Below are 20,176 nucleotides of genomic sequence, written 5' to 3'. Positions count from 1 at the left end.
CGTGGGGGCCGCGGAATACCGCGCGGCCCTTCGGCATTCGGTGCGCAGCACCGGTTGCGATCAATCCGTGTCGATCCACACGGATTTGACCTCGAGGTATTCCTCCAGCGAATGCGGGCCCATCTCGCGTCCGTATCCGCTCATCTTGTATCCGCCGAACGGCACCGCCGGATCGAACAGCAGCATCGTGTTGACCCACACGGTGCCAGTCCGCAATCGCCCCGCCAGCCGGTGTGCGGTGCTGATGTCGCGGGTCCAGATTCCGCCCGCCAGACCGTAATCGGAATCGTTGGCCCGTTCGGCCACCTCGTCGAGAGTGTCGAACGGCAGCACACAGGCGACCGGACCGAAAATCTCCTCGCGCGCGATCCGCATCTCGTCGCACACATCCGCGAAGACCGTGGGTTCCACGAAATAGCCGGTGGCGAGATCACCGGTGTCGATGCGGGCCCCACCGGCGGTGGTGCGCGCGCCCTCGTCCGGGCCCGCTGCCAGGTATTCGCATACCCGGGTCAGCTGCTGCTGGGAGACCAGCGGGCCGATCCGGGTCCGCGGGTCCAGGCTGTTGCCGACGGGGAGCGAACGCGCGAAATCCGAGAGACGCTCGACGAATTCGTCGTAGACGGGCCGCTCGACGAAAATGCGCGTCCCGGCACAACAGGTCTGGCCCGAATTCGAGAACACGCCCATGCCGGCGCCCGGAACCGCCTTGTCCAGATCGGCATCGGCGAAGATCACATCGGGAGATTTGCCGCCCAGTTCCACCGAGACGCGCTTGAGGGTGTCGGCGGAGGAGCGGATGATCTCGCGCCCCACCGCGGTCGAGCCGGTGAAGGCGATCTTGTCCACGCCCGGATGTGTGGTCAGCGCGGCCCCGACGGATTGGCCGTCGCCGGTCACGATATTCACCACTCCGTCGGGAATTCCGGTCTCGCTCAACAATTCTCCGAGCCGCAGCGCGGCCAGGCTCGCCTCCTCGGCGGGTTTGAGGACCAGGGTGCAGCCGGTGGCCAGCACCGGAGCGATCTTCCACACCGCGTTGGCGACGGGGCGATTCCACGGCACGATCGCGGCGACGACCCCGACCGGCTCCTTGACCGTATAGCTGAACACCGAGCCGGGAATCGAATTCGGCAGTGTCTCACCGTGAATCTTGGTCGCCCAGCCCGCGTAGTACCGCAGTACCTCGGCCTCCCAGGCCCGCGAACCCGGGCGGCGGCGGCCCAGCGGCGACCCCATATCGAGCGATTCGAGCAGACGCAGTTCGTCGAAGTGCTCTTGCACCTTGTCCGCGAACGCCCACAGCAGGGCCTGACGATCGCGCGGGGAGAACCGCTGCCAGGGGCCCACCAGCGCCGCGCGGGCCGCGGTGACCGCGCGGTCGGCGTCGACGGCGTCGGCGGCGGCCAGTTCGGCGATCACCGCGCCGGTGGAGGGGTCGATGCTCGTGAAGGTACGCCCCGCCGCCGCGGCTTCCCACCGGCCGCCGATCAGCAGGCGCTTGGTGCGGCCGTCGAGGAATGCGGGCAGCGAGGCGAGTGCTCCGGTGCTTGTCGACATGGAAATCCTTCCTGACCACGGCGCATCGAGCGGGCCGAGCCGGACAGATTGTGAGTAAGAACTTACTAACCCATGGTAGGTCACCGCTTCCCATCGTCTGCTAGAAAGTGATCACTTACCCTGTTACTGTGAGTTGGCGCCCACTCGGTGCCCGAGCAGCCAGGGGAAACCATGGAGAAGACAACGCCCAACGGCGTACGCCTGCCCGATGATTGGTGTCTGCGCCGGTTCGACCACCTCTCGCCCGAACTCGCCGCCACACTGCCCGAGACGATGGCCCGCATGCGCGAGCTGTGTCCGGTGGCCCACAGCGACCGATACGGCGGATTCTGGGTTGCCTCCGGATACGAGGAGGTGCTGAGCGTCGCGCAGAACTGGTCGGTGTTCAGCTCCGCGCACGGCCTGTCGGTCACCGGCACCAAGGGCGTGGTGCGCAATCTGCCCGTCGAGGTGGACCCGCCCGAACAGCGCGCCTACAAGAGCCTCATCACCCCGTACTTCACACCCGCGGCGGTCGCCGACTGGGAACAGCCGACGCGCCATCTGGTCACCCGCCTGCTCGATGATTTCCTCGCCGACGGACAGTGTGAATTCATGGACGCCTTCGCCCGGCCGCTGCCCAGTCTGGCGTTCTTCGAGCTCGCCATCGGCGCGCCCGCCGACGAACTCGACACCGTGTCGCGGCTGGCCTCGCGGTCGTCGATCCCCAATCATCCCGAGTCCCGCGAATGCTGGAAGGGCCTGTACGCCTGGGTCAAAGGCTTCCTCGCCGCCCGGCGTGAACAACCGCCGCGCGGGGATGTGGTCGACGCGGTGCTGGCCGCCGAGATCGACGGCGTACCACTGACCGAGGACGAAACCATCGGCGCGGTACAGCTTCTCATTCTCGGCGGACTCGAAACCACCGCCGGCGCACTCGGACTGATGGTGGAGCGGTTCTGCCGCGAGCCCGAGATTCCGCAGTTGCTGCGCGAGCGCCCCGAGCTCATGCCGAAGGCCGTCGAGGAACTGCTGCGGCTGGATTCACCGTTCGTCTCGGTGGGCCGCACCGCGGTCCGCGAGACCGAATTGGCCGGACACGCCATCGAATCCGGCGACAAGATGCTCATCCACTGGGCCTCGGCCAATCGCGACGCCGGCGAATTCCCGGATCCGGACCGATTCGATCCGAATCGAACTCGTAACCGCCACTTCGCCTTCGGTGCGGGCCCGCACCGCTGTGCGGGCTCCAACCTCGCCCGGTTGAACCTACGGGTGGCGCTGGAGGAGATCGTGCAACGCATGGATCGGATCGCCATCCCGGACGGGGCGGAGATTCGATATCACGCCGGTCTCACCCGTTCGCCGCTGAGCCTGCCGATCACCTTCGTGGCTCGCGAACCGGATCGCACCGCGAGCTAGATCGGCGCGGCGGCGGGTGGTTCGTGGTGGCGAAAAGCCCGCTCGCACATGGTCGCCGCTGGGAAGCCGCTGCGGTTGACGCGGTTTCGCCGAACCGTTTAGCTGAGCAGCATGCGAATCGGCGGTGCGGGAATTCTCGACGTGCTCGGTAGCCGCCGGACGGCGGTGGCGGCGCTGGCGACGATCACGGGCTTCTACTACCTGTTCGTCGCGATCACCAACTGCACCGATACCGTCACCAATCGCCGGGGTGTGGCCGCCGTGCTGTCGATGCGGGCCACCATCCACAATCCGGGCACCGACTGGCGCGCGATCACCAGCGGCAACATCGCGCTCGTCGTCTACATCCTCGTGGTGATCTGGGAGTTCTCGATCGCCCTCGTGCTGCTGGTCGCCGCGGCCTGCTGGCTGCGGGAGCTGAGCGGACGGCCACGCCGGGTGCCGGTGCGGCCCGGCACCGCGGCGACGTTGTCCAGTATCGGCTGGACGATGGCAGTGCTGCTGTTCGCTGGGGCGTTCCTGACCGTCGGCGGGGAGTGGTTCCGGATGTGGGCGAACAAGGAGGTCAACGCGTCGTCGGCGGCGTTGCAGAACTTCCTGATCGCCGGGGTGGGACTGGTGCTGGTCCATCTGCCCGACTCGGCGCCGCCGGCCGCGTCGCCCTCGGAATGACCTGCGGCCGTTCGGGAACAGTGCCTGACCACCCCGGGTTGCAGCCCGTATGGAACTCGACACCGCGCTCGACTTCGCCCGTACCACCTCGCGGTCCGTCCTGACCACCGTGCGCCGCAACGGCCGCCCGCAGCTGTCCAACGTCACACACTGGATCGCGCCCGACGGCATCGTCCGGATCTCCATCACCGCGGACCGGGCCAAGTACGCCAATCTGCGCCGGGAGCCGTGGGCGGCCCTGCACGTCACGCGCGACGACTTCTGGGCCTATGCCGTGCTGGAGGCCGATGTCGAACTGACCCCGGTGGCCGCGAGCACCGACGACGCCACGGTGGAGGAGCTGATCGCCTACTACCGCGCGCTCAGCGGCGAGCATCCGGACTGGGCGGACTACCGCCGCGCGATGGTCGCCGACCGCCGCGTGATCGCGCGCCTGCATCCCACCCGCGCCTACGGCATGCTGCCCTGACGACGGCGATCTCCGGAAGTGGGTAGCGCCTCGGGAATCCATTGCGGCGCGCGCATTTCCATGAAGGCGCGCATGCCCTCCCGCGGTTCCGGCGAGGTTTCCAGGGCCAGGAACATGGTCTGGTAGTCGATGCTGCCGTAGCGCTCGTTCAGCATGCGCTTCACCTGGGCGCGGGCCTGCGGTGCGGTCTGCAGGATCTCGGTGACGGCCGCGACGGCCTCCGTGCGCAGCCGTTCGTGTGCCACCACCCGGCTGACGACGCCGAGTCGCTGCGCCTCGGCGGCATCGAATCGCCGCGCCGACAACAGCAGGTCGCGAGCCACCGCCACGCCGACGTGGGCGGGCAGCACCGCGGCGTAGGTGGCGTCGGGAATGCCGCGCAACAACTCCGGCACCCGGAACACCGCCCGCTCACTGGCGACCGCGATATCGGACATCATCGCGATGAGCAGACCGCCCGCCTGGCAGATCCCGTTCACCGCCGACACCACCGGGGCGCGACTGTCCCGGATGGCGAGGAAGGGCAGCACATCCTGGCCGGACAGCTCCGGCGGCAAGGCGTCACCGGGGTCGGCGCGCCCGCCCAGGTCGCCGCCCGGCGCGAACACGTCACCGGTGCCCGTGATGATCAATGCCGCCAGATCAGGATCCGAATTGACCAGGTGGACAGCGCGTTTGATGCCGAAATACATCGCCGGCGTCAGCGCGTTGCGCGCCGCGGGCCGGTCGATCACGCACCAGCCGATCACGCCGTCGCGCTCGAATCGCAGCCCCGCCGCACCGAGATCATCGCTCATTCTGGAAGAATAGCAATCTCCATTTTTGGATATTCGGTTCTTGTCGGGGCCGATTCGACTTCACCGGCGCATAACCTTGCGGCAACATTCGACATGCATGCTGGCACCCTCCGCTGAATCGAAAGGTACGAACCCGAATGGACTTTCTGACTGTGCTCGTGGACATGTTGGCTGCGCTGGGGGCCAGCGGTAGCGCGGCCTGACCACCATCACGACACACCCCGGCCCACCACATCACGGATGTGGTGGGCCGCAGGCGTTCCGGGGTGCCCCCTTGGAGATCATCCGGTTGTGAGGAAGGCGACGGCCTCGTCGGCGAGGGCGTCCGGTAGCCGGTCGGCGCGCAGTGTGAGGCCTCGTTCAGCGGGTGCGAGCGGTTCGAGCGTCGCGAGCTGGGATTCGAGCAGTGACACCGGCATGTAGTGGCCGTGCCGGCGGGAGATGCGTTCGGTCAAGAGTTCGCGGTCGGCGATCAGCAGCAGGAAGACGGTCCCCGGCGCGGCGGAGCGCAGGGTGTCGCGGTAGCGGCGTTTGAGCGCCGAACAGGCGATCACGCCGCCGTCGCCCCGGAGACGACGATCGCGCAGCCAGTGGCCCACCGAGGTCAGCCAGGGTTCGCGATCGGCGTCGCTCAGTGCGATGCCGGCGGTCATCTTGGCGATGTTGTCCGGCGAATGGAAGTCGTCCGCGTCGGCGAACGGGAGGCTGAGCCGGGCGGCGAGCAGCCGGGCCGTCGTGGTCTTCCCGGTTCCCGACACCCCGGTCACGACGACACAGGGCCGACGGTCCGGCTGGGCGCGGGCACGGGTGGTCATCCGCTGTGATCGGTGCCGGCGGGACCCTGCGACCCGGCCGGATACTCCTCGAGCGGCACCACATCACGCGACCACGCCGACAGGATCGGCGTCACGACCCGCCAGGCCTGTTCGGCCTCGTCCGCGCGGATCGAGAGGGCGGGGTCACCGTTCAGGACGTCCAGCAGAAGTCTGCCGTAGGCCGGCAACTCCGGCGGCTGGACCTGAGCGGTCAGCGTGAGTGGTACCAGGGTGCCGGCGGTGGCACCGACGGTGGTCAGAGCGAGTGACAGGCTTTCGGGGGCGAGCCCGAACCGCAGCACGTTGGGCTCCGGCGTCCCCTGATGGCCGAAAGGCATATGGGGAACCGGCCGGAAGTGGACGGCGACCTCGTTGCGATCGGCCCCCAGCGCCTTCCCGCTGCGGAGCACGAAGGTCGTGCCCGACCACCGCCAACTGTCCAGTGTCAGTTCGACTTCGGCGTAGGTTTCGGTGCGCCGACCCGAGTCGACGCCGTCCTCGTCGACGTAGGACGGAACGTCGCGATCACCGATCCGTCCCGCGAGATACCGCCCGCGGCGTGTACGCGCGGCGACATCGGCATCGGTCAGCGGGCGCACCGAGCGCAGCACGTCGACCTTCCGGTCGCGCAGGTCACGTTCGGACAGCGTGATCGGAGGTTCCATGGCGATCAGGCACAACAGCTGGAGTAGGTGGTTCTGCACCATGTCCTTGAGGGCGCCGACATGGTCGTAGTATCCGGCCCTTCCCTCGAGGGTGAGGGTTTCGTCCCAGACGATCTCCACTTTGTCGATGTGCGCACTGTTCCAGATGGATTCGAGGACGCGATTGGCCAGCCTGCTGCCGAGCAGGTTCTGCACCGTGGTCATCGCGAGGAAGTGGTCGACCCGGAAGACGGCTCGTTCGGGCACCAGATCGGCCAGCAGCCGGTTGAGGTTCTCGGCACTCTCGAGGTCTTCGCCGAACGGTTTCTCGAGGACGATCCGGCTGCCCGCGGGCAGTCCCACCTCGTGCAGGGTCGTGATCGCGGCGGGGAACACCGCGGGGGGAAGGGCGAGGTAGACCGCCACCGGACCGTCGCCGGCGATCGCCGCCGCCACCTCCTCCGCATTCTGGATGTCGGCGCGGCGGTACCGCGTCGCGGCCGCGACCGCCTTTCTCGCCTCGGGCGCCGCCTCCGCGGCATGGAGTTCCAACTGGGACACCACCCACTCGTGGAACTCTTCGTCGCCGCGGCCCTTCCGATCGGCGCACACCGCCTCGAAGCGGCTGTCCAGATGTCCGGCCTGGAACAGTGCGGCCAAGGCAGGCAACAAGTAGCGCGCGGCGAGATCGCCGGTGCCGCCGAAGACGACCAGACGCGTGATCATGACGCACCTGCCTTCGCTCGCGCGAGTTTCACCCCGCTGGAAATGATGCCGATATGACTGAACGCTTGCGGAAAGTTACCCATGAACGCGCCGGTCGACGGATCGATCTGCTCGGCGAGCAGGCCCACGGTGCTCGCACGGGCGCACAGGGAGGTGTAGAGCCGCTCGGCGTCCTCGAGCCGTCCCTGGGCGATGAGGTTGTCGACCAGCCAGAAACTGCACAGCAGGAACGCGCCCTCGTTTCCGGGCAGACCGTCCGGTGATTCGTCGTGCAGATAGCGATACAGCAGCCCGTCACCGGCGCCCAGCCGATCGGCCACCGCCGCGGTCGTCGCCGTCATGCGGGGATGATCGGCGGGAACGACGCGACGCAACGGCAGTGCCAGCAGGCTCGCATCCAGTTCGCCGCCCCCGTCGAGATGGGCGCTGAGGGTCTGGGCCCGTTCGTCCCACGAGTTCTTCAGGATCGCCTCGCGGATTTCGTCCGCGGTGCTGCGCCACATCGCGACGGGGCCGGGCAGGTCGAATCGTTCCCCGATCGACGCGGCGCGATGCAGGGCCACGTGGCACAGTGCCGCGGAATAGGTGAATACCCGTCCCGGGCTGCGTACTTCCCAAATTCCCTGATCCGGTTCCTGCCACGATCGCCCCGCCGCCTCGGTCAGATCGGACAGGTTCGACCACAGCACCGGCTGCAGCTCACCGCCCGTGCGCAGCCATTGGTCGGCGCAATCGAGGATTTCGCCGTAGACGTCGTGCTGGCGCTGATCGGTGGCGCCGTTGCCCCAGCGCACCGGGCCGCTCGCGCGGTAGCCCTCCAGGCCGGTGTCGATCAACTCGTCGGGAACCGGATCACCGTCGATGTCGTACATGATGCGCGGCTCGCCGCTGCGCTCGAACGCGTCGAGCACCCAGCCGAGGAAGGCATCGGCCTCGTTGCGAAAACCGATGCGGCGCAAGGCGTAGACGGCATAGGAGGCGTCGCGGATCCACACATAGCGGTAGTCCCAGTTGCGGACCCCGCCGATCGGCGCCGGCAGCGACGAGGTGGGTGCCGCGACGACGGATCCGCTCACCCAGTGATCGCAGAGTTTGAGGGTGGTCGCGGAGCGCCGGACCAGTGCCTGTTCGGGACCGTCGTAGGTGCACGTCCGCATCCAGGAGCGCCATGCGTCGGCGGTGTGGCGCAGCATCGCCTCGGCGTCGAAGCGATGGTGGCGGTGGAAGCGTCCCCACGACAGCACCAGCTCCAGCCGCTCACCCTGTACCAGGTCGAAGGTGGTGTGCACGCCGTCCAGCGGCCGATCGGCGCGCAGATGCAGCCGCAGGTTCGGCTGGGACGCTACCCGGATCTCCAGCCCGCTGAGCACCGGCCGCAACTGCGCGCCGCCCTGCGGGGCGATCTCGACCGTCACCCGGACGTGCCCGCTCACGACGATCGCGGAGCGAACCAGTTCCGAGCGAGCGGCGGGCGCGTCGTCGCCGAGGTCCGAGCCGGGGCGCACCACCATGGCGTCGGTCACTCGGAGAACGCCGGTGGCGCTGCGTAATTCGGTCTCGAGTACGCCGGTGTCCGGTTGGTAGCGCTGGCGGCCTTCCAGCGGATCGGTCGGCGCGACGGTGAAGTGGCCGCCGCGAGCATGGTCGAGCAGCCCGCAGAACAGCGGTTGGGCATCGAAGCGCGGCAGGCACAGCCACGGGATCGAACCGTCCACCCCGACCAGCGCGGCCGTCGTACCGTCTCCGATCAGACCGTAGTCCTCCAGCGGGAGATACCCGTCGTTCCGGCGGATCGGCCGGAACGGTGGATCGGGATCGTGCACGCCATCCCCTTCCACGAATGGAACGCCCGGCGACAACTAGAGGGAAGGCTATCAGCTGGCATCCGATGGGAAAGCGGAACTGAGCGGCCGATACCTGCTCGAAATGCCGAGCGGTCAATCGGCTGGCTAACGCGAGTTCGCCGGTGATCACAGGCGACGGCGGGGATCGGAGACCAGCCGTGGATGGTGTAGGGGCAACCTGCTCGAAGCATGCCCCCTGCCGAATCGGCCACGAAATTTCTGTGTGTTTGAGCGTTGAACCAATCGGGTAACCACAGCCCAACCCGAAGTGCGCGCAGGTTGGACCGACAAAGCGCCCCCGGCAGGAATCGAACCTGCGACCTAGGGATTAGAAGGCCCTTGCTCTATCCAACTGAGCTACGGAGGCATGGCAGTACCAAACACCATGCCCGGTTTGAGGCAGCGTGTCCAGCGAGTTGATTATAGCGAGCGTCCAGATCCGTGCTGGTCATCGACAACGCCGTGCGCGACTGTCGGCCTCGTCACAGTGAGCGGTCCGACTCGGGGCCGGAAGGCTGTGAGGTGGACCGCCAACTACGCTGAATAGTATGTCGTCACCGCAGGACCCGCCCGCCGATTCCGACCCCCAGGCCGCGCGGCCGGAGGCGACGGCGTTCCCGGTGCTGGCGGTGGTCGCTGTCGGTCTGACCGCCCTGGTCGCGCCGATCGTGGTCAGTCTGTCCGCGGCTCAGGCATTGACGCTGCTCGGCATTCCCGACCCTGGACCGCTGACCACCTACGGACTGCCCGCGGTGCGGGCGCTGGCCGATTTCTCGGCGGCGATCGCGGTCGGATCGCTGCTCTTCGCGGCGTTCCTGTGCCCGCCGCAGCGCGACGGCCTGCTGGATGTCGGCGGTTACCGGGCTCTTCGTCGCGCCGGTATCGCGGCGCTGGCCTGGGCGGTGACCTCGGCGCTGCTGGTGCCGTTGACGCTGTCGGACACCACCGGCCAGCCCGTGGGCTCGGTGTTGCGGCCCGATCAGATCTGGCATGCCATCGGCAAGGTCGATGTCGCGGGATCCTGGCGGGCCACGGCGATCATGGCGATCCTGCTCGCCATCGGATGCCGGCTGGCGTTGCGCTGGGGCTGGACGCCGGTGTTGTTCGCCTGGTCGCTGCTGTGCCTGATTCCGGTTGCGCTGACCGGACATTCGTCGTCGGGTGGCGCCCACGACGTCGCGACGAACAGCCTGATTCTGCATCTGGTCGGCATGGCGGTGTGGGTCGGCGGCCTGTTCGCGGTACTCGCCTACGCCATGCGAGGCGGAAAATACACCGGTCTCGCCGCCCGGCGATTCTCCTTGGTCGCGACGTGCGCGTTCGCGGTCGTCGCGGTCTCGGGCGTGCTCAATGCCTGGGTGCGGGTGCCGTGGGACGAACTGTTCACCACCACCTACGGCCGGCTGGTGATCGCGAAGACGGTCGCACTCTGCCTGCTCGGTATCGCGGGCTTCCTGCAGCGCCGCCGCGCTCTTCCCGCGCTGGCCGACAATCCTCGTGACCGCTCGGCCCTGATCAGCTATGCCGGAGTCGAGGTGCTGATCTTCGCGGCCACGATCGGACTGGCCGTCGGACTGGGCCGCACCCCGCCGCCGGATCTGAAACGGGTGCCCTCGCCCGCGGAGGTGGAACTCGGCTACAACCTCGCCGGGCCGCCGACCGCCGCCCGCATCCTGTTCGACTGGCGGTTCGACATCATGTTCGGCACGCTCGCCATTGTGCTGGCGGTGCTGTATCTGGTGGGCGTGCGCCGACTGCGCGCCCGCGGCGACGCCTGGCCGGTCGGCCGGACCGTCGCGTGGCTGTGCGGCTGCGCGGTGCTGCTGATCGCCACCAGTTCCGGGGTGGGCCGCTACGCCCCGGCCATGTTCAGCGTGCACATGGCCCAGCACATGCTGCTGTCGATGCTGGCGCCGGTGCTGTTCGCACTGGGTGGACCGGTGCTGCTGGCCCTGCGCGCCCTGCCCGCCGCCGGTCGGGACGCACCGCCCGGACCGCGTGAATGGGTGCTGGCCGCGGTGCACAATCCGGTGTCCCGTTTCCTGACTCAGCCGGCCGTCGCTGCGGCGTTGTTCATCCTCGGCTTCTACGCGCTGTACCTGGGCGGCATCTTCGATGCGGTGGTCGGCGAGCACGGCGCCCACCTGGCGATGAATCTGCACTTCCTGGTCTCGGGCTACCTGTTCTACTGGGTCGTTCTCGGTATCGACCCCAAACCACGCCAGGTGCAGCCGCTCACGAAGGTCGGCATGGTGTTCGGATCGCTTCCGTTCCACGCGTTCTTCGGCGTCGCCCTGATGAGCATGACCACGGTGATGGGCGAGTGGTTCTATCGCGGGCTCGGATTGAGCTGGAATACCGATCTGCTCGGCGATCAGCGCACCGGCGGCGGTCTGGCCTGGGCCAGCGGTGAGATTCCACTGGTCCTCGTGATGCTGGCCCTGCTGGTGCAGTGGTCGCGCAGCGACGACCGCACGGCCAAACGCTTCGACCGGGCCGCCGAGCGCGACCACGACGCCGCCCTCGCCGCGCACAACGCCATGTTCGCCGAACTGGCGAAACGCGACCGCGAGGTGAAGCCGTGACCGAGGCGCCCGCGCGGATTCCGCGCTTGTTTCGCGCCGACATCCGGGCCGCCCGCGAGCGGCTGGGTAACGACGTGCGGGTCACGCCCGTGTTCCACACCGAGGTGGCCGGTCCCGGGGGGCCGGTCAAGGTCACTCTGAAGCTCGAACATCTGCAGCACGGCGGCACGTTCAAGCTGCGGGGCAGCCTGAACGCGCTGCTGCAGTCGGCGGACGACGGCCGGCCGGTGGTGATCGCCTCGGGTGGTAATGCCGGTATCGCCGCGGCGCTGGCCTGTGCGCTGCGCGGGCGCCCCTGTACCGTCGTCGTCCCGGAAACCGCACCGCACACCAAGGTCGCGGCGATGTGGGGATACGGCGCGGAAGTGCTGTGGCACGGAACGACCTATGCCGAATCCAAACGCCACGCCGACGCGGTGACCGCGGAGCGCAACGCGCTGCAACTGCACGCCTACGATCTGCCCGCGGTGGTCGCCGGGGCCGGTGTGGTCGGACTCGAGATCGAACGCCAGGTGCGCGGGCGGCCGCCGGTGCTGATGGCGGTCGGCGGCGGGGGACTGATGGCCGGTATCGCCATCGCGCTCGGTCCACGGTCGCGGGTGATCGGCGTCGAACCCAAGGGCGCGCCGACGCTGTACGCGGCGTTGTCGGCGGGGCGCCCGGTCGATGTGCCGGTCGACAGCATCGCGGCCGATGCGCTGGGCGCGACCAGGATCGGTGACATCGCACTCGACACCGCGATCCGCTACGGCGTCGGCTCGGTCCTGGTGAGCGACGATGCGATCGCGATGGCGCGCGAATATCTGTGGCGCGAATTCCGTCTGGTCGTGGAGCCGGCGGGCGCGGTGGCGCTGGCCGCCCTGCAGACCGGGGCCTATGTCCCGGAACCCGGCGAGCGGCCGGTGATCGTGCTGTGCGGCGCCAATACGGACGTGAGCAACCTCTAGGGACGTCGGAAACGACGTCTGTTCACACCTGCGTGAGTTGTCCACATATCCGCATTCGGCACTGGTGACGAACCGCGAAATCGGCGACGCTGAACAAGTCACGGCGGCCGAGGCGCCACGGACGGGGACAGTGGAAACGTGAAGGGGGACAACCATGTACGAGGCGAATACCGCCGTCATCGGCACCGTCGTCACACATCCGGTACGGCGGAGTCTGCCCGGTGGGGAGCAGGTGGTCAGTTTCCGGATGGCCAGCAATGCCCGCCGCTTCGATCGCGATACCGGCGGCTGGGTGGACAGCGGCACCTTGTTCCTGACGGTGACCTGCTGGCGGCGGCTGGTGGAGGGGGTCGACGCCTCCATCCGTCGCGGCGATCCGATCATCGCCTACGGTCAGCTGCGCACCAACGAGTACCGGACCAGGGAAGGTGTGCAACGCCACGACCTCGAGATGCGAGCCGCCGCGCTGGGTCCCGACCTGGGCCGTTGTACGGCTCCGGTGATGCGGCGGGGCGGCGCGCGGAACTCCGGCCCGGACCTCCACGTTGTTCCCGGAGGGGACGACGCAGCGCCCGAGGCGCCGCCGGGCGAGTCCGGCCCAGCGGCGGGCACGGGATCGACTACCGTCGATCCGGTCTCCGCGGCGGCCGCCGACGCCGGACGACTACCGTTACCTCTGCTCCGCTCGCGCGGTCCTCCGTTTCGACCCACTGGTTCCGACACCGATAGGCTTTCCTACATGGCTGAGTTCATTTACCAGATGAAGAAAGTTCGCAAGGCACATGGCGACAAGGTCGTCCTCGACGATGTGACCTTGAACTTCCTTCCGGGCGCCAAAATCGGCGTCGTCGGTCCGAACGGCGCCGGTAAATCGAGCGTGCTGAAGATCATGGCCGGACTGGACCAGCCCAATAACGGTGACGCGTTCCTGGCGCCCGGAGCGACGGTCGGCATCCTGCAGCAGGAGCCGCCGCTGAACGAGGAGAAGACCGTCCGCGGCAACGTGGAGGAGGGCCTCGGCGAGATCAAGGTGAAGCTGGACCGCTTCAACGAGATCGCCGAACTCATGGCCACCGACTACTCCGACGAGCTCATGGAGGAAATGGGCAAGCTGCAGGAGGACTTGGACCACGCCGACGCGTGGGATATCGACTCCCAGCTCGAGCAGGCCATGGACGCGCTGCGCTGCCCGCCGCCGGACGAGCCGGTCGGCAACCTCTCCGGTGGTGAGCGCCGCCGGGTGGCGCTGTGCAAGCTGTTGCTGAGCAAGCCGGATCTGCTGCTGCTCGACGAGCCCACCAACCACCTCGACGCCGAGAGCGTCAACTGGCTCGAACAGCATCTGGCCCAGTACCAGGGCGCTGTCCTCGCCGTCACGCACGACCGCTACTTCCTGGACAACGTCGCCGGATGGATCCTCGAGCTCGACCGCGGCCGGGCCTACCCCTACGAGGGCAACTACTCCACGTACCTGGAGAAGAAGGCCGAACGGCTCGAGGTGCAGGGCAAGAAGGACCAGAAGCTGCAGAAGCGGCTCAAGGAGGAGCTGGCCTGGGTGCGTTCGGGCGCCAAGGCCCGCCAGGCCAAGAACAAGGCTCGTCTCGGTCGCTACGAGGAGATGGCCGCCGAAGCGGAGAAGATGCGCAAGCTGGACTTCGAGGAGATCCAGATTCCGCACGGTCCGCGCCTGGGCAACGTCGTCGTCGAGGTCGAGCACCTGGACAAGGGCTTCGGCGACCGGCAGCTGATCAAGGATCTGTCGTTCACCCTGCCGCGCAACGGCATCGTCGGTGTGATCGGCCCGAACGGTGTCGGTAAGTCGACGCTGTTCAAGACCATCGTCGGACTCGAGCAGCCCGACAGCGGCGAGGTCAAGGTCGGCGACACCGTGAAGCTGAGCTACGTGGACCAGAACCGCGCGGGTATCGATCCGAAGAAGACGGTCTGGCAGGTGGTGTCGGACGGGCTGGACTACATCGAGGTCGGCAATCAGGAAATGCCTTCGCGCGCATACGTTTCCGCTTTCGGTTTCAAGGGCCCCGACCAGCAGAAGCCGGCCGGTGTGCTGTCCGGTGGTGAGCGCAACCGCTTGAACCTGGCGCTGACCCTCAAGCAGGGTGGCAACCTGATCCTGCTCGACGAGCCCACCAACGACCTCGACGTGGAAACCCTCGGCTCGCTGGAGAACGCGCTGGAGAACTTCCCCGGCTGCGCCGTGGTCATCTCCCACGACCGGTGGTTCCTCGACCGCACCTGTACCCACATCCTGGCGTGGGAAGGAGACGACTCGAATCCGGCCCAGTGGTTCTGGTTCGAGGGCAACTTCGAGGCCTACGAGGCCAACAAGGTCGAGCGCCTGGGTCCGGAGGCGGCCCGTCCGCATCGCGTTACCCACCGTAAGCTGACTCGCGATTGATTTTCCGGCTCGCGCAGTCGGCCGACCACCCGGACGTGCGTCAATCATGCTGGGGCGCAACGTCATCGCGGCCTACCCCGGTCTCGGCGTAGGCTGCGAGCACGGGCGTACCAACCGGCCCGTTCGAGGTAGCTGAGCGTCGCCGAGGGTTTAGAAGGAATCCACCCCGGCGCCTCGGCTGCCCAGCTACTCTCGACTCCGGCGTCACTTTGTTGCGGAACCGATCCGAGGGAGTTGGCGAAAAAATGACGGTCTCGTCCGAATTGTCCAGTAACGCGTGGGCGGAGAGTCTGCCGGAGCCGCTGCGGGGAGAACTCGCAACGCTCGAGTCGGCGTACTTCCGTCACGTGGATGCCGGCGATGTGGACTGTGGGATCACCGGAAGTTCGGCGCTGGTCTTCCGAAGGCATCTCGAACTGGGCTTGCAACGCCCTGCGGGCACGGCGCGCGTGCGGGTCTACCACCCGGACGACGGCAGCGGCATCGGCGCGGCGGTGCAACTGGTGACCGACGATATGCGTCTGCTGGTCGAGTCGGTGGCGTCCGCCCTGACCCGGATCGGCGTCACCGTCAGCGAAGTGATCCACCCGATCTTCGAGGTGATGCGCGACGACGAGGGCCGGTTGCACTCCGCGGCCCCGCACGAGGTCGACGGCAACGGCGTCACCGGCCTGCGGGAATCCTGGATCCACGTCCAGTTGCACCCCTCCACGAGCCGGGACGTTCTCGAACGCATCGAGTCCGAGGTGCCCGATGTGCTCACCGACGTGCGGCAGGTCATCAGCGATACCGAGGCGATGCGCGCGGTGCAGGATCGCCTCGCCCACGAGCTGATCCGGACGGCGGATGAGGGGTCCTCGCCGTACCCGACCACCGATCTGGTGGACTGCGCTCACCTGCTGCGCTGGTTGGCCGATGGGCACTTCACCCTCCTCGGCTACGCCCGTTACCAACGCCGCCCCATGGTGGGCGCGGAGGCGAAATCCATTGTCGTGCCGGACAGTTGCCTCGGTGTCCTGCGGCCCGATGTCGGCACCGACTTCCAGGTTCCGGTTCACAACGGCCGCCGCCCGCTGCTGATGCTCACCCAGGGACTGGTCCCGGCAACGGTGCACCGCTCGGTCTATCCGTACTTCATCGGCGTCGCCGAGGCGGACGCCTCCGGGACGGTTGTCGGCGAACATCTGTTCATCGGCGTGTTCACCGTCGCCGCCCTGCACGAGAACGTGCTCGACATTCCGGTGATCGCCCGGCGCGTGCGTACCGTGATCGAACAGTGCGGATTCGATCTGGAATCGTTTTCGGGCCAGGCGATGCTCGAGGTGATCCAGGCCTTCCCCCGCACCGAACTGTTCTCCTCGGATATCGATACGATGCGGCGGACCGCCAGCGCCGTACTCAGCGTGGGCATGCGCCGGCAGGTGCGGTTGTTCCTTCGCCAGGACTCCTACGGCCGTTTCGTCGCCGCGATGGTGTACCTGCCGCGCGACCGCTACACCACCCGGGTTCGGCTCGAGATTCAGGACATCCTGGTTCGCGAGCTGGGCGGTGTCTCGATCGACTATTCGGCGCGGGTGTCCGAAAACGAGCTCGCCAGTGTGTATTTCACCGTCCATCTCCCCGAACCGGGGACGCGGGTGGATACGTCCGAGACCAATCGGTTGCGGATTCAGAATCTGCTCGCCGAGGCCAGCCGCACCTGGGACGATCACCTGCGCGACGAGGTGGCCCGGTCCACGGTGCTGGATCCCGCTGTGGTGCAACGCTATGCGGCCGCGCTGCCGGACGGGTACAAGGAGGATTTCGAGCCCTCCCGGGCGCTGGCCGATATCGTTCGGCTGGAGCGCCTCGACGGCGAGGCCATCGATCAGCATCTGTATCGCAGGCCGGGTGCCGAGCCCGGGTCGTGGCGTTTCACCCTGTACGTCGGTGGCGGTATCTCGCTGAGCCAGGTGCTGCCGCTGCTGCAGAGCCTGGGTGTGGAGGTGGTCGACGAACGGCCCTACGAGGTCGAGTTCGGCGACGGCAGGATGGCGTGGATCTACGACTTCGGCTTGCAGGCGCGACCCGACCTGCTGCGAATGTCGTTGGACCGCAACATGGATGCCGAATTGGTGGAGACCGCCGACCGGCTCGATGTCCTCCATGCACAGGAACGCGGGTTGCGGGAGCGCTTCACCGAGGCGTTCGACGCCCTCTGGCACGGCCGGGCGGAAAGCGATCCGCTCAACGAGTTGGTACTGCGTGCCGGACTGCAATGGCGGTCGGTATCGATCCTGCGCGCCTATTCGAAGTACTTGCAGCAGGCGGACTTTCCGTACAGTCAGGCCAATATCGCTCGCGTTCTGCTCGCCTCACCGGATATCGCGCGGTTGTTCGTCGGACTGTTCGAGGCGATGTTCGATCCCGATTCGGCCTCGTCCGACCGTGCGGACGAGCTGCGTGCCGCGGTGCGGAAACGGATCAACGAGGTCGTGAGCCTGGACGCCGACCGTATTCTGCGAGCCATTGTCGGTGTCGTCACCGCCACGCTGCGCACCAACTACTACGTGGTCGACGCCGATGGACGGCCGCGTGAGTATCTGTCGATGAAGGTTGAGCCGCACGCGATTTCGGAGCTACCGCGTCCGCGGCCGCAGTTCGAGATCTTCGTGTACTCGCCGCGGGTCGAGGGCGTCCATCTGCGGTTCGGCCCGGTGGCGCGCGGTGGTCTGCGCTGGTCGGATCGCCTGGAGGATTTCCGGACCGAGATCCTGGGTCTGGTGAAGGCGCAGGCGGTGAAGAACGCGGTGATCGTGCCCGTGGGCGCGAAGGGCGGATTCGTAGTGAAGCGCCCGCCGGCGCCCAGTGGCGATCCGGCGACCGACCGCCAGGCGCTGCAGGGCGAAGGGGTGGAGTGCTATCGCACCTTCATCAGCGGTCTGCTGGATGTGACCGACAATGTCGATCACGCCAGTGGCGAGGTGATCCCGCCGGCGCGGGTGGTGCGGCGCGACGGTGACGACACCTATCTCGTGGTCGCGGCCGACAAGGGGACGGCGACATTCTCCGATATCGCCAACGACGTCGCCAAACACTACGGTTTCTGGTTGGGTGATGCGTTCGCGTCGGGTGGTTCGGCGGGGTATGACCACAAGGCGATGGGGATTACGGCGAAGGGTGCGTGGGAGAGTGTCAAGCGGCATTTCGCGGAGATGAATGTCGATACCCAGCGTGAGGAGTTCACGGTGGTGGGTGTCGGGGATATGTCGGGGGATGTGTTCGGTAACGGGATGTTGTTGTCGGAGCATATTCGGTTGGTGGCGGCGTTCGATCATCGGCATATTTTCATCGATCCGGATCCGGTGGCGGGGTCGTCGTTCGCGGAGCGGAAGCGGTTGTTCGGGTTGGCGCGGTCGTCGTGGGCGGATTACGACACCTCACTGATCAGCGAGGGCGGCGGTGTCTGGGATCGCACCGTGAAAGCCGTGCCGGTGAGCCCGCAGGTCAGGCGCGCCCTCGGCCTCGACGAAGATGTCGTATCGCTGTCTCCGCCGGATATGATCCGGGCCATTCTGCGGGCGCCGGTGCAATTGCTGTGGAACGGCGGGATCGGTACCTATATCAAGGCCAGTACCGAGTCGAACGGCGATGTCGGTGACAAGTCCAATGACGCGGTGCGCGTGAACGCGAGTGATCTGCGTGTCCGGGTCATCGGCGAGGGCGGCAATCTCGGCGTCACCGCATTAGGACGAATCGAATTCTGCAAACTCGGTGGCAAATGCAATACCGACGCCCTCGACAATTCCGCCGGCGTCGACTGCTCGGACCACGAGGTCAATATCAAGGTGCTGCTGGACGGGGTCGTCTCCGCCGGTGAACTGTCGGTCGACGACCGCAACCCGCTGCTGTCCTCGATGACCGACGACGTTTCGGACATGGTGTTGCGGGACAACGTCTCCCAGAATTACCTGATGGGGATGTCGCGCACCGAGGCGCCGCGCATGCTCAATGTGCACATGCGGGTGATCGAGGATCTGGAACAGCGGCGTGGCCTGGATCGAGAACTGGAAGCTCTGCCCTCGACGAAGGAACTCGCTCGCCGCGCGGAGGCCGGAACCGGTCTCACCTCACCGGAACTGGCGAATCTCCTCGCACACGTGAAGTTGTCGCTGAAGGCCGATCTCCTCGGCAGCGATCTGCCCGACAGCGCGTACTTCGCCGCGCGGCTGCCGAAATACTTCCCGGCGGCGTTGCGCCAGCGATTCGGCGGTGCCATCAAACGTCACCGGCTGCGCCGCGAGATCGTCACCACGATGGTGGTGAACGAGATGGTCGATCTCGGTGGCATCACCTATGCGCACCGGCTGAACGAGGAAATCGGCGCCAGCGCGACCGATGTGGTGCGCGCCTTCGCGGCCACCAGCCAGATCTTCGACCTGCGTTCGCTGTGGCAGCGCATTCGCGCCGCCGACGTCCCGACGGCGGTGAAGGACGAAATGGAGTTGGAAACCAAGCGAACCCTGGACCGCGCGTCGCGCTGGTTGCTGAGCAACCGTCCGCAGCCGGTCGCGGTCGGCGCCGAAATCCACCGCTACAGCGGTCCGGTCCGCGAACTCGCGCCGAAGGTCCCGGGATGGTTGCGTGGCCACCACCTCGACACGTTGTCCGAGGCCTCGGCCAAGATCGTCTCGCGTGGCGTACCGGAAGATCTGGCCACCGAGGTCTTCGGCCTGCTCAACCTGTTCCCGCTGCTCGATGTCGTCGATATCGCGGATATCACCGACCGCAGTGGCGAAGAGGTCGGTGCGCTCTACTACGCGCTCAACGAGCACCTCAAGATCGATTGGCTGTTGCAGGCCGTGAGCCATCTGGAGCGCGGCGATCGCTGGCATGCCCTGGCCCGGCTCGCCCTGCGCGACGATATGTACGGGTCGCTGCGGTCGCTCACCCTCGATGTGCTGTCGGCCGGTGATCCGGAGGAGACCGCGGAGGAGAAGATCGCGTACTGGGAGTCGAAGAACCAGTCCCGGCTGGGCCGCGCGCGGGCGGCGCTGTCGGAATTGTTCGCCTCCGGCGCACACGATCTGGCGACGCTCTCGGTCGCGGCGCGGCAGGTGCGCAGCATGGTCAGCGGTGTGGGAGCGCAGTCGGAGGTGCCTCGCTGAACGGCGGTCGAGCCCCGAACCTGCATACTGGTTAGCCGAAGCGGTCCCGACATCGGAGTCGTACGCCGCTTCGGCTTACTCGTCCGCCCGCGCAGGCACGCCGCACGATGCGCGCGGGCGGAATTCCGATCGGAGGTGAACAGCGTGACCAGT

At 67.2% G+C, this 20,176-nt stretch carries 12 protein-coding genes, 1 tRNA gene and 1 pseudogene; 8 read left to right on the top strand and 6 right to left on the bottom strand.

Annotated features, from left to right (window positions below):
- Positions 1-60: 60 nt before the first annotated feature.
- Positions 61-1,560, bottom strand: a complete 1,500-nt coding sequence (locus IRT45_RS04620) for an aldehyde dehydrogenase (RefSeq protein ID WP_194804611.1) — start codon at positions 1,558-1,560, stop codon at positions 61-63.
- Positions 1,561-1,731: 171 nt separating this feature from the next.
- Between IRT45_RS04620 and IRT45_RS04615 the strand changes: the two genes are divergently transcribed.
- The 3 genes from IRT45_RS04615 (at position 1,732) to IRT45_RS04605 (ending at position 4,102) form a co-directional block, all read left to right on the top strand.
- Positions 1,732-2,961 (top strand): cytochrome P450, encoded by a 1,230-nt coding sequence (locus IRT45_RS04615; protein ID WP_194804610.1) that lies wholly within the window; start codon positions 1,732-1,734, stop codon positions 2,959-2,961.
- A gap of 111 nt (positions 2,962-3,072) precedes the next feature.
- The gene (locus IRT45_RS04610; RefSeq protein WP_194804609.1) at positions 3,073-3,633 is read left to right on the top strand and encodes a DUF2165 domain-containing protein; all 561 of its coding nucleotides are present in this window, start codon (positions 3,073-3,075) and stop codon (positions 3,631-3,633) included.
- 49 nt (positions 3,634-3,682) lie between these two features.
- Positions 3,683-4,102, top strand: coding sequence for a PPOX class F420-dependent oxidoreductase (locus tag IRT45_RS04605; RefSeq protein ID WP_194804608.1), 420 nt, complete (start codon positions 3,683-3,685; stop codon positions 4,100-4,102).
- Here the strand turns inward: IRT45_RS04605 and IRT45_RS04600 are convergent.
- From IRT45_RS04600 to IRT45_RS04580, 5 genes are all read right to left on the bottom strand, one after another.
- Positions 4,084-4,899 (bottom strand): enoyl-CoA hydratase/isomerase family protein, encoded by an 816-nt coding sequence (locus IRT45_RS04600; protein ID WP_194804607.1) that lies wholly within the window; start codon positions 4,897-4,899, stop codon positions 4,084-4,086. The two genes, IRT45_RS04605 and IRT45_RS04600, sit on opposite strands and share 19 nt — an antisense overlap.
- Before the next feature lie 281 nt (positions 4,900-5,180).
- Positions 5,181-5,714: a gluconokinase gene (locus IRT45_RS04595; protein ID WP_194804606.1), complete on the bottom strand. Its 534-nt coding sequence runs from the start codon at positions 5,712-5,714 to the stop codon at positions 5,181-5,183.
- Positions 5,711-7,084 (bottom strand): glucose-6-phosphate dehydrogenase, encoded by a 1,374-nt coding sequence (locus IRT45_RS04590; protein ID WP_194804605.1) that lies wholly within the window; start codon positions 7,082-7,084, stop codon positions 5,711-5,713. Before IRT45_RS04590 ends, IRT45_RS04595 begins: the two co-directional genes overlap by 4 nt.
- Entirely contained in the window at positions 7,081-8,907 is a 1,827-nt protein-coding gene (locus tag IRT45_RS04585; RefSeq protein ID WP_194804604.1) for a glycoside hydrolase family 15 protein, read from the bottom strand. The genes IRT45_RS04590 and IRT45_RS04585 overlap by 4 nt, the downstream gene beginning before the upstream one ends.
- A gap of 314 nt (positions 8,908-9,221) precedes the next feature.
- Positions 9,222-9,295 (bottom strand) — tRNA-Arg (locus IRT45_RS04580).
- Between the two features lie 181 nt (positions 9,296-9,476).
- Here IRT45_RS04580 and IRT45_RS04575 point away from each other — a divergent pair.
- The 5 genes and pseudogenes from IRT45_RS04575 (at position 9,477) to IRT45_RS04560 (ending at position 20,023) form a co-directional block, all read left to right on the top strand.
- On the top strand, positions 9,477-11,513 hold the full coding sequence (locus IRT45_RS04575; RefSeq protein ID WP_194804603.1) for a cytochrome c oxidase assembly protein: 2,037 nt from the start codon (positions 9,477-9,479) through the stop codon (positions 11,511-11,513).
- Positions 11,510-12,460 (top strand): threonine/serine dehydratase, encoded by a 951-nt coding sequence (locus IRT45_RS04570; RefSeq protein ID WP_194804602.1) that lies wholly within the window; start codon positions 11,510-11,512, stop codon positions 12,458-12,460. Before IRT45_RS04575 ends, IRT45_RS04570 begins: the two co-directional genes overlap by 4 nt.
- Positions 12,461-12,614: 154 nt before the next feature.
- Positions 12,615-12,911: pseudogene (locus tag IRT45_RS36630) on the top strand (single-stranded DNA-binding protein); the annotation flags it as partial.
- 288 nt (positions 12,912-13,199) lie between these two features.
- On the top strand, positions 13,200-14,876 hold the full coding sequence (gene ettA, locus IRT45_RS04565; RefSeq protein WP_036499326.1) for an energy-dependent translational throttle protein EttA: 1,677 nt from the start codon (positions 13,200-13,202) through the stop codon (positions 14,874-14,876).
- Between the two features lie 245 nt (positions 14,877-15,121).
- Positions 15,122-20,023 (top strand): NAD-glutamate dehydrogenase, encoded by a 4,902-nt coding sequence (locus IRT45_RS04560; RefSeq protein ID WP_194804600.1) that lies wholly within the window; start codon positions 15,122-15,124, stop codon positions 20,021-20,023.
- Positions 20,024-20,176 lie beyond the last annotated feature (153 nt).

The sequence above is a fragment of the Nocardia sp. BSTN01 genome (genome assembly GCF_015354405.1).
Lineage (GTDB): Bacteria > Actinomycetota > Actinomycetes > Mycobacteriales > Mycobacteriaceae > Nocardia.
This window is presented reverse-complemented; position numbering and strand designations above follow the sequence as displayed.

Coding starts and splice junctions, on each gene's coding strand:
- IRT45_RS04620 (WP_194804611.1), bottom strand. CDS start 1,560: ATGTCGACAAGCACCGGAGCACTCGCCTCGCTGCCCGCATTCCTCGAC.
- IRT45_RS04615 (WP_194804610.1), top strand. CDS start 1,732: ATGGAGAAGACAACGCCCAACGGCGTACGCCTGCCCGATGATTGGTGT.
- IRT45_RS04610 (WP_194804609.1), top strand. CDS start 3,073: ATGCGAATCGGCGGTGCGGGAATTCTCGACGTGCTCGGTAGCCGCCGG.
- IRT45_RS04605 (WP_194804608.1), top strand. CDS start 3,683: ATGGAACTCGACACCGCGCTCGACTTCGCCCGTACCACCTCGCGGTCC.
- IRT45_RS04600 (WP_194804607.1), bottom strand. CDS start 4,899: ATGAGCGATGATCTCGGTGCGGCGGGGCTGCGATTCGAGCGCGACGGC.
- IRT45_RS04595 (WP_194804606.1), bottom strand. CDS start 5,714: ATGACCACCCGTGCCCGCGCCCAGCCGGACCGTCGGCCCTGTGTCGTC.
- IRT45_RS04590 (WP_194804605.1), bottom strand. CDS start 7,084: ATGATCACGCGTCTGGTCGTCTTCGGCGGCACCGGCGATCTCGCCGCG.
- IRT45_RS04575 (WP_194804603.1), top strand. CDS start 9,477: ATGTCGTCACCGCAGGACCCGCCCGCCGATTCCGACCCCCAGGCCGCG.
- ettA (WP_036499326.1), top strand. CDS start 13,200: ATGGCTGAGTTCATTTACCAGATGAAGAAAGTTCGCAAGGCACATGGC.
- IRT45_RS04560 (WP_194804600.1), top strand. CDS start 15,122: ATGACGGTCTCGTCCGAATTGTCCAGTAACGCGTGGGCGGAGAGTCTG.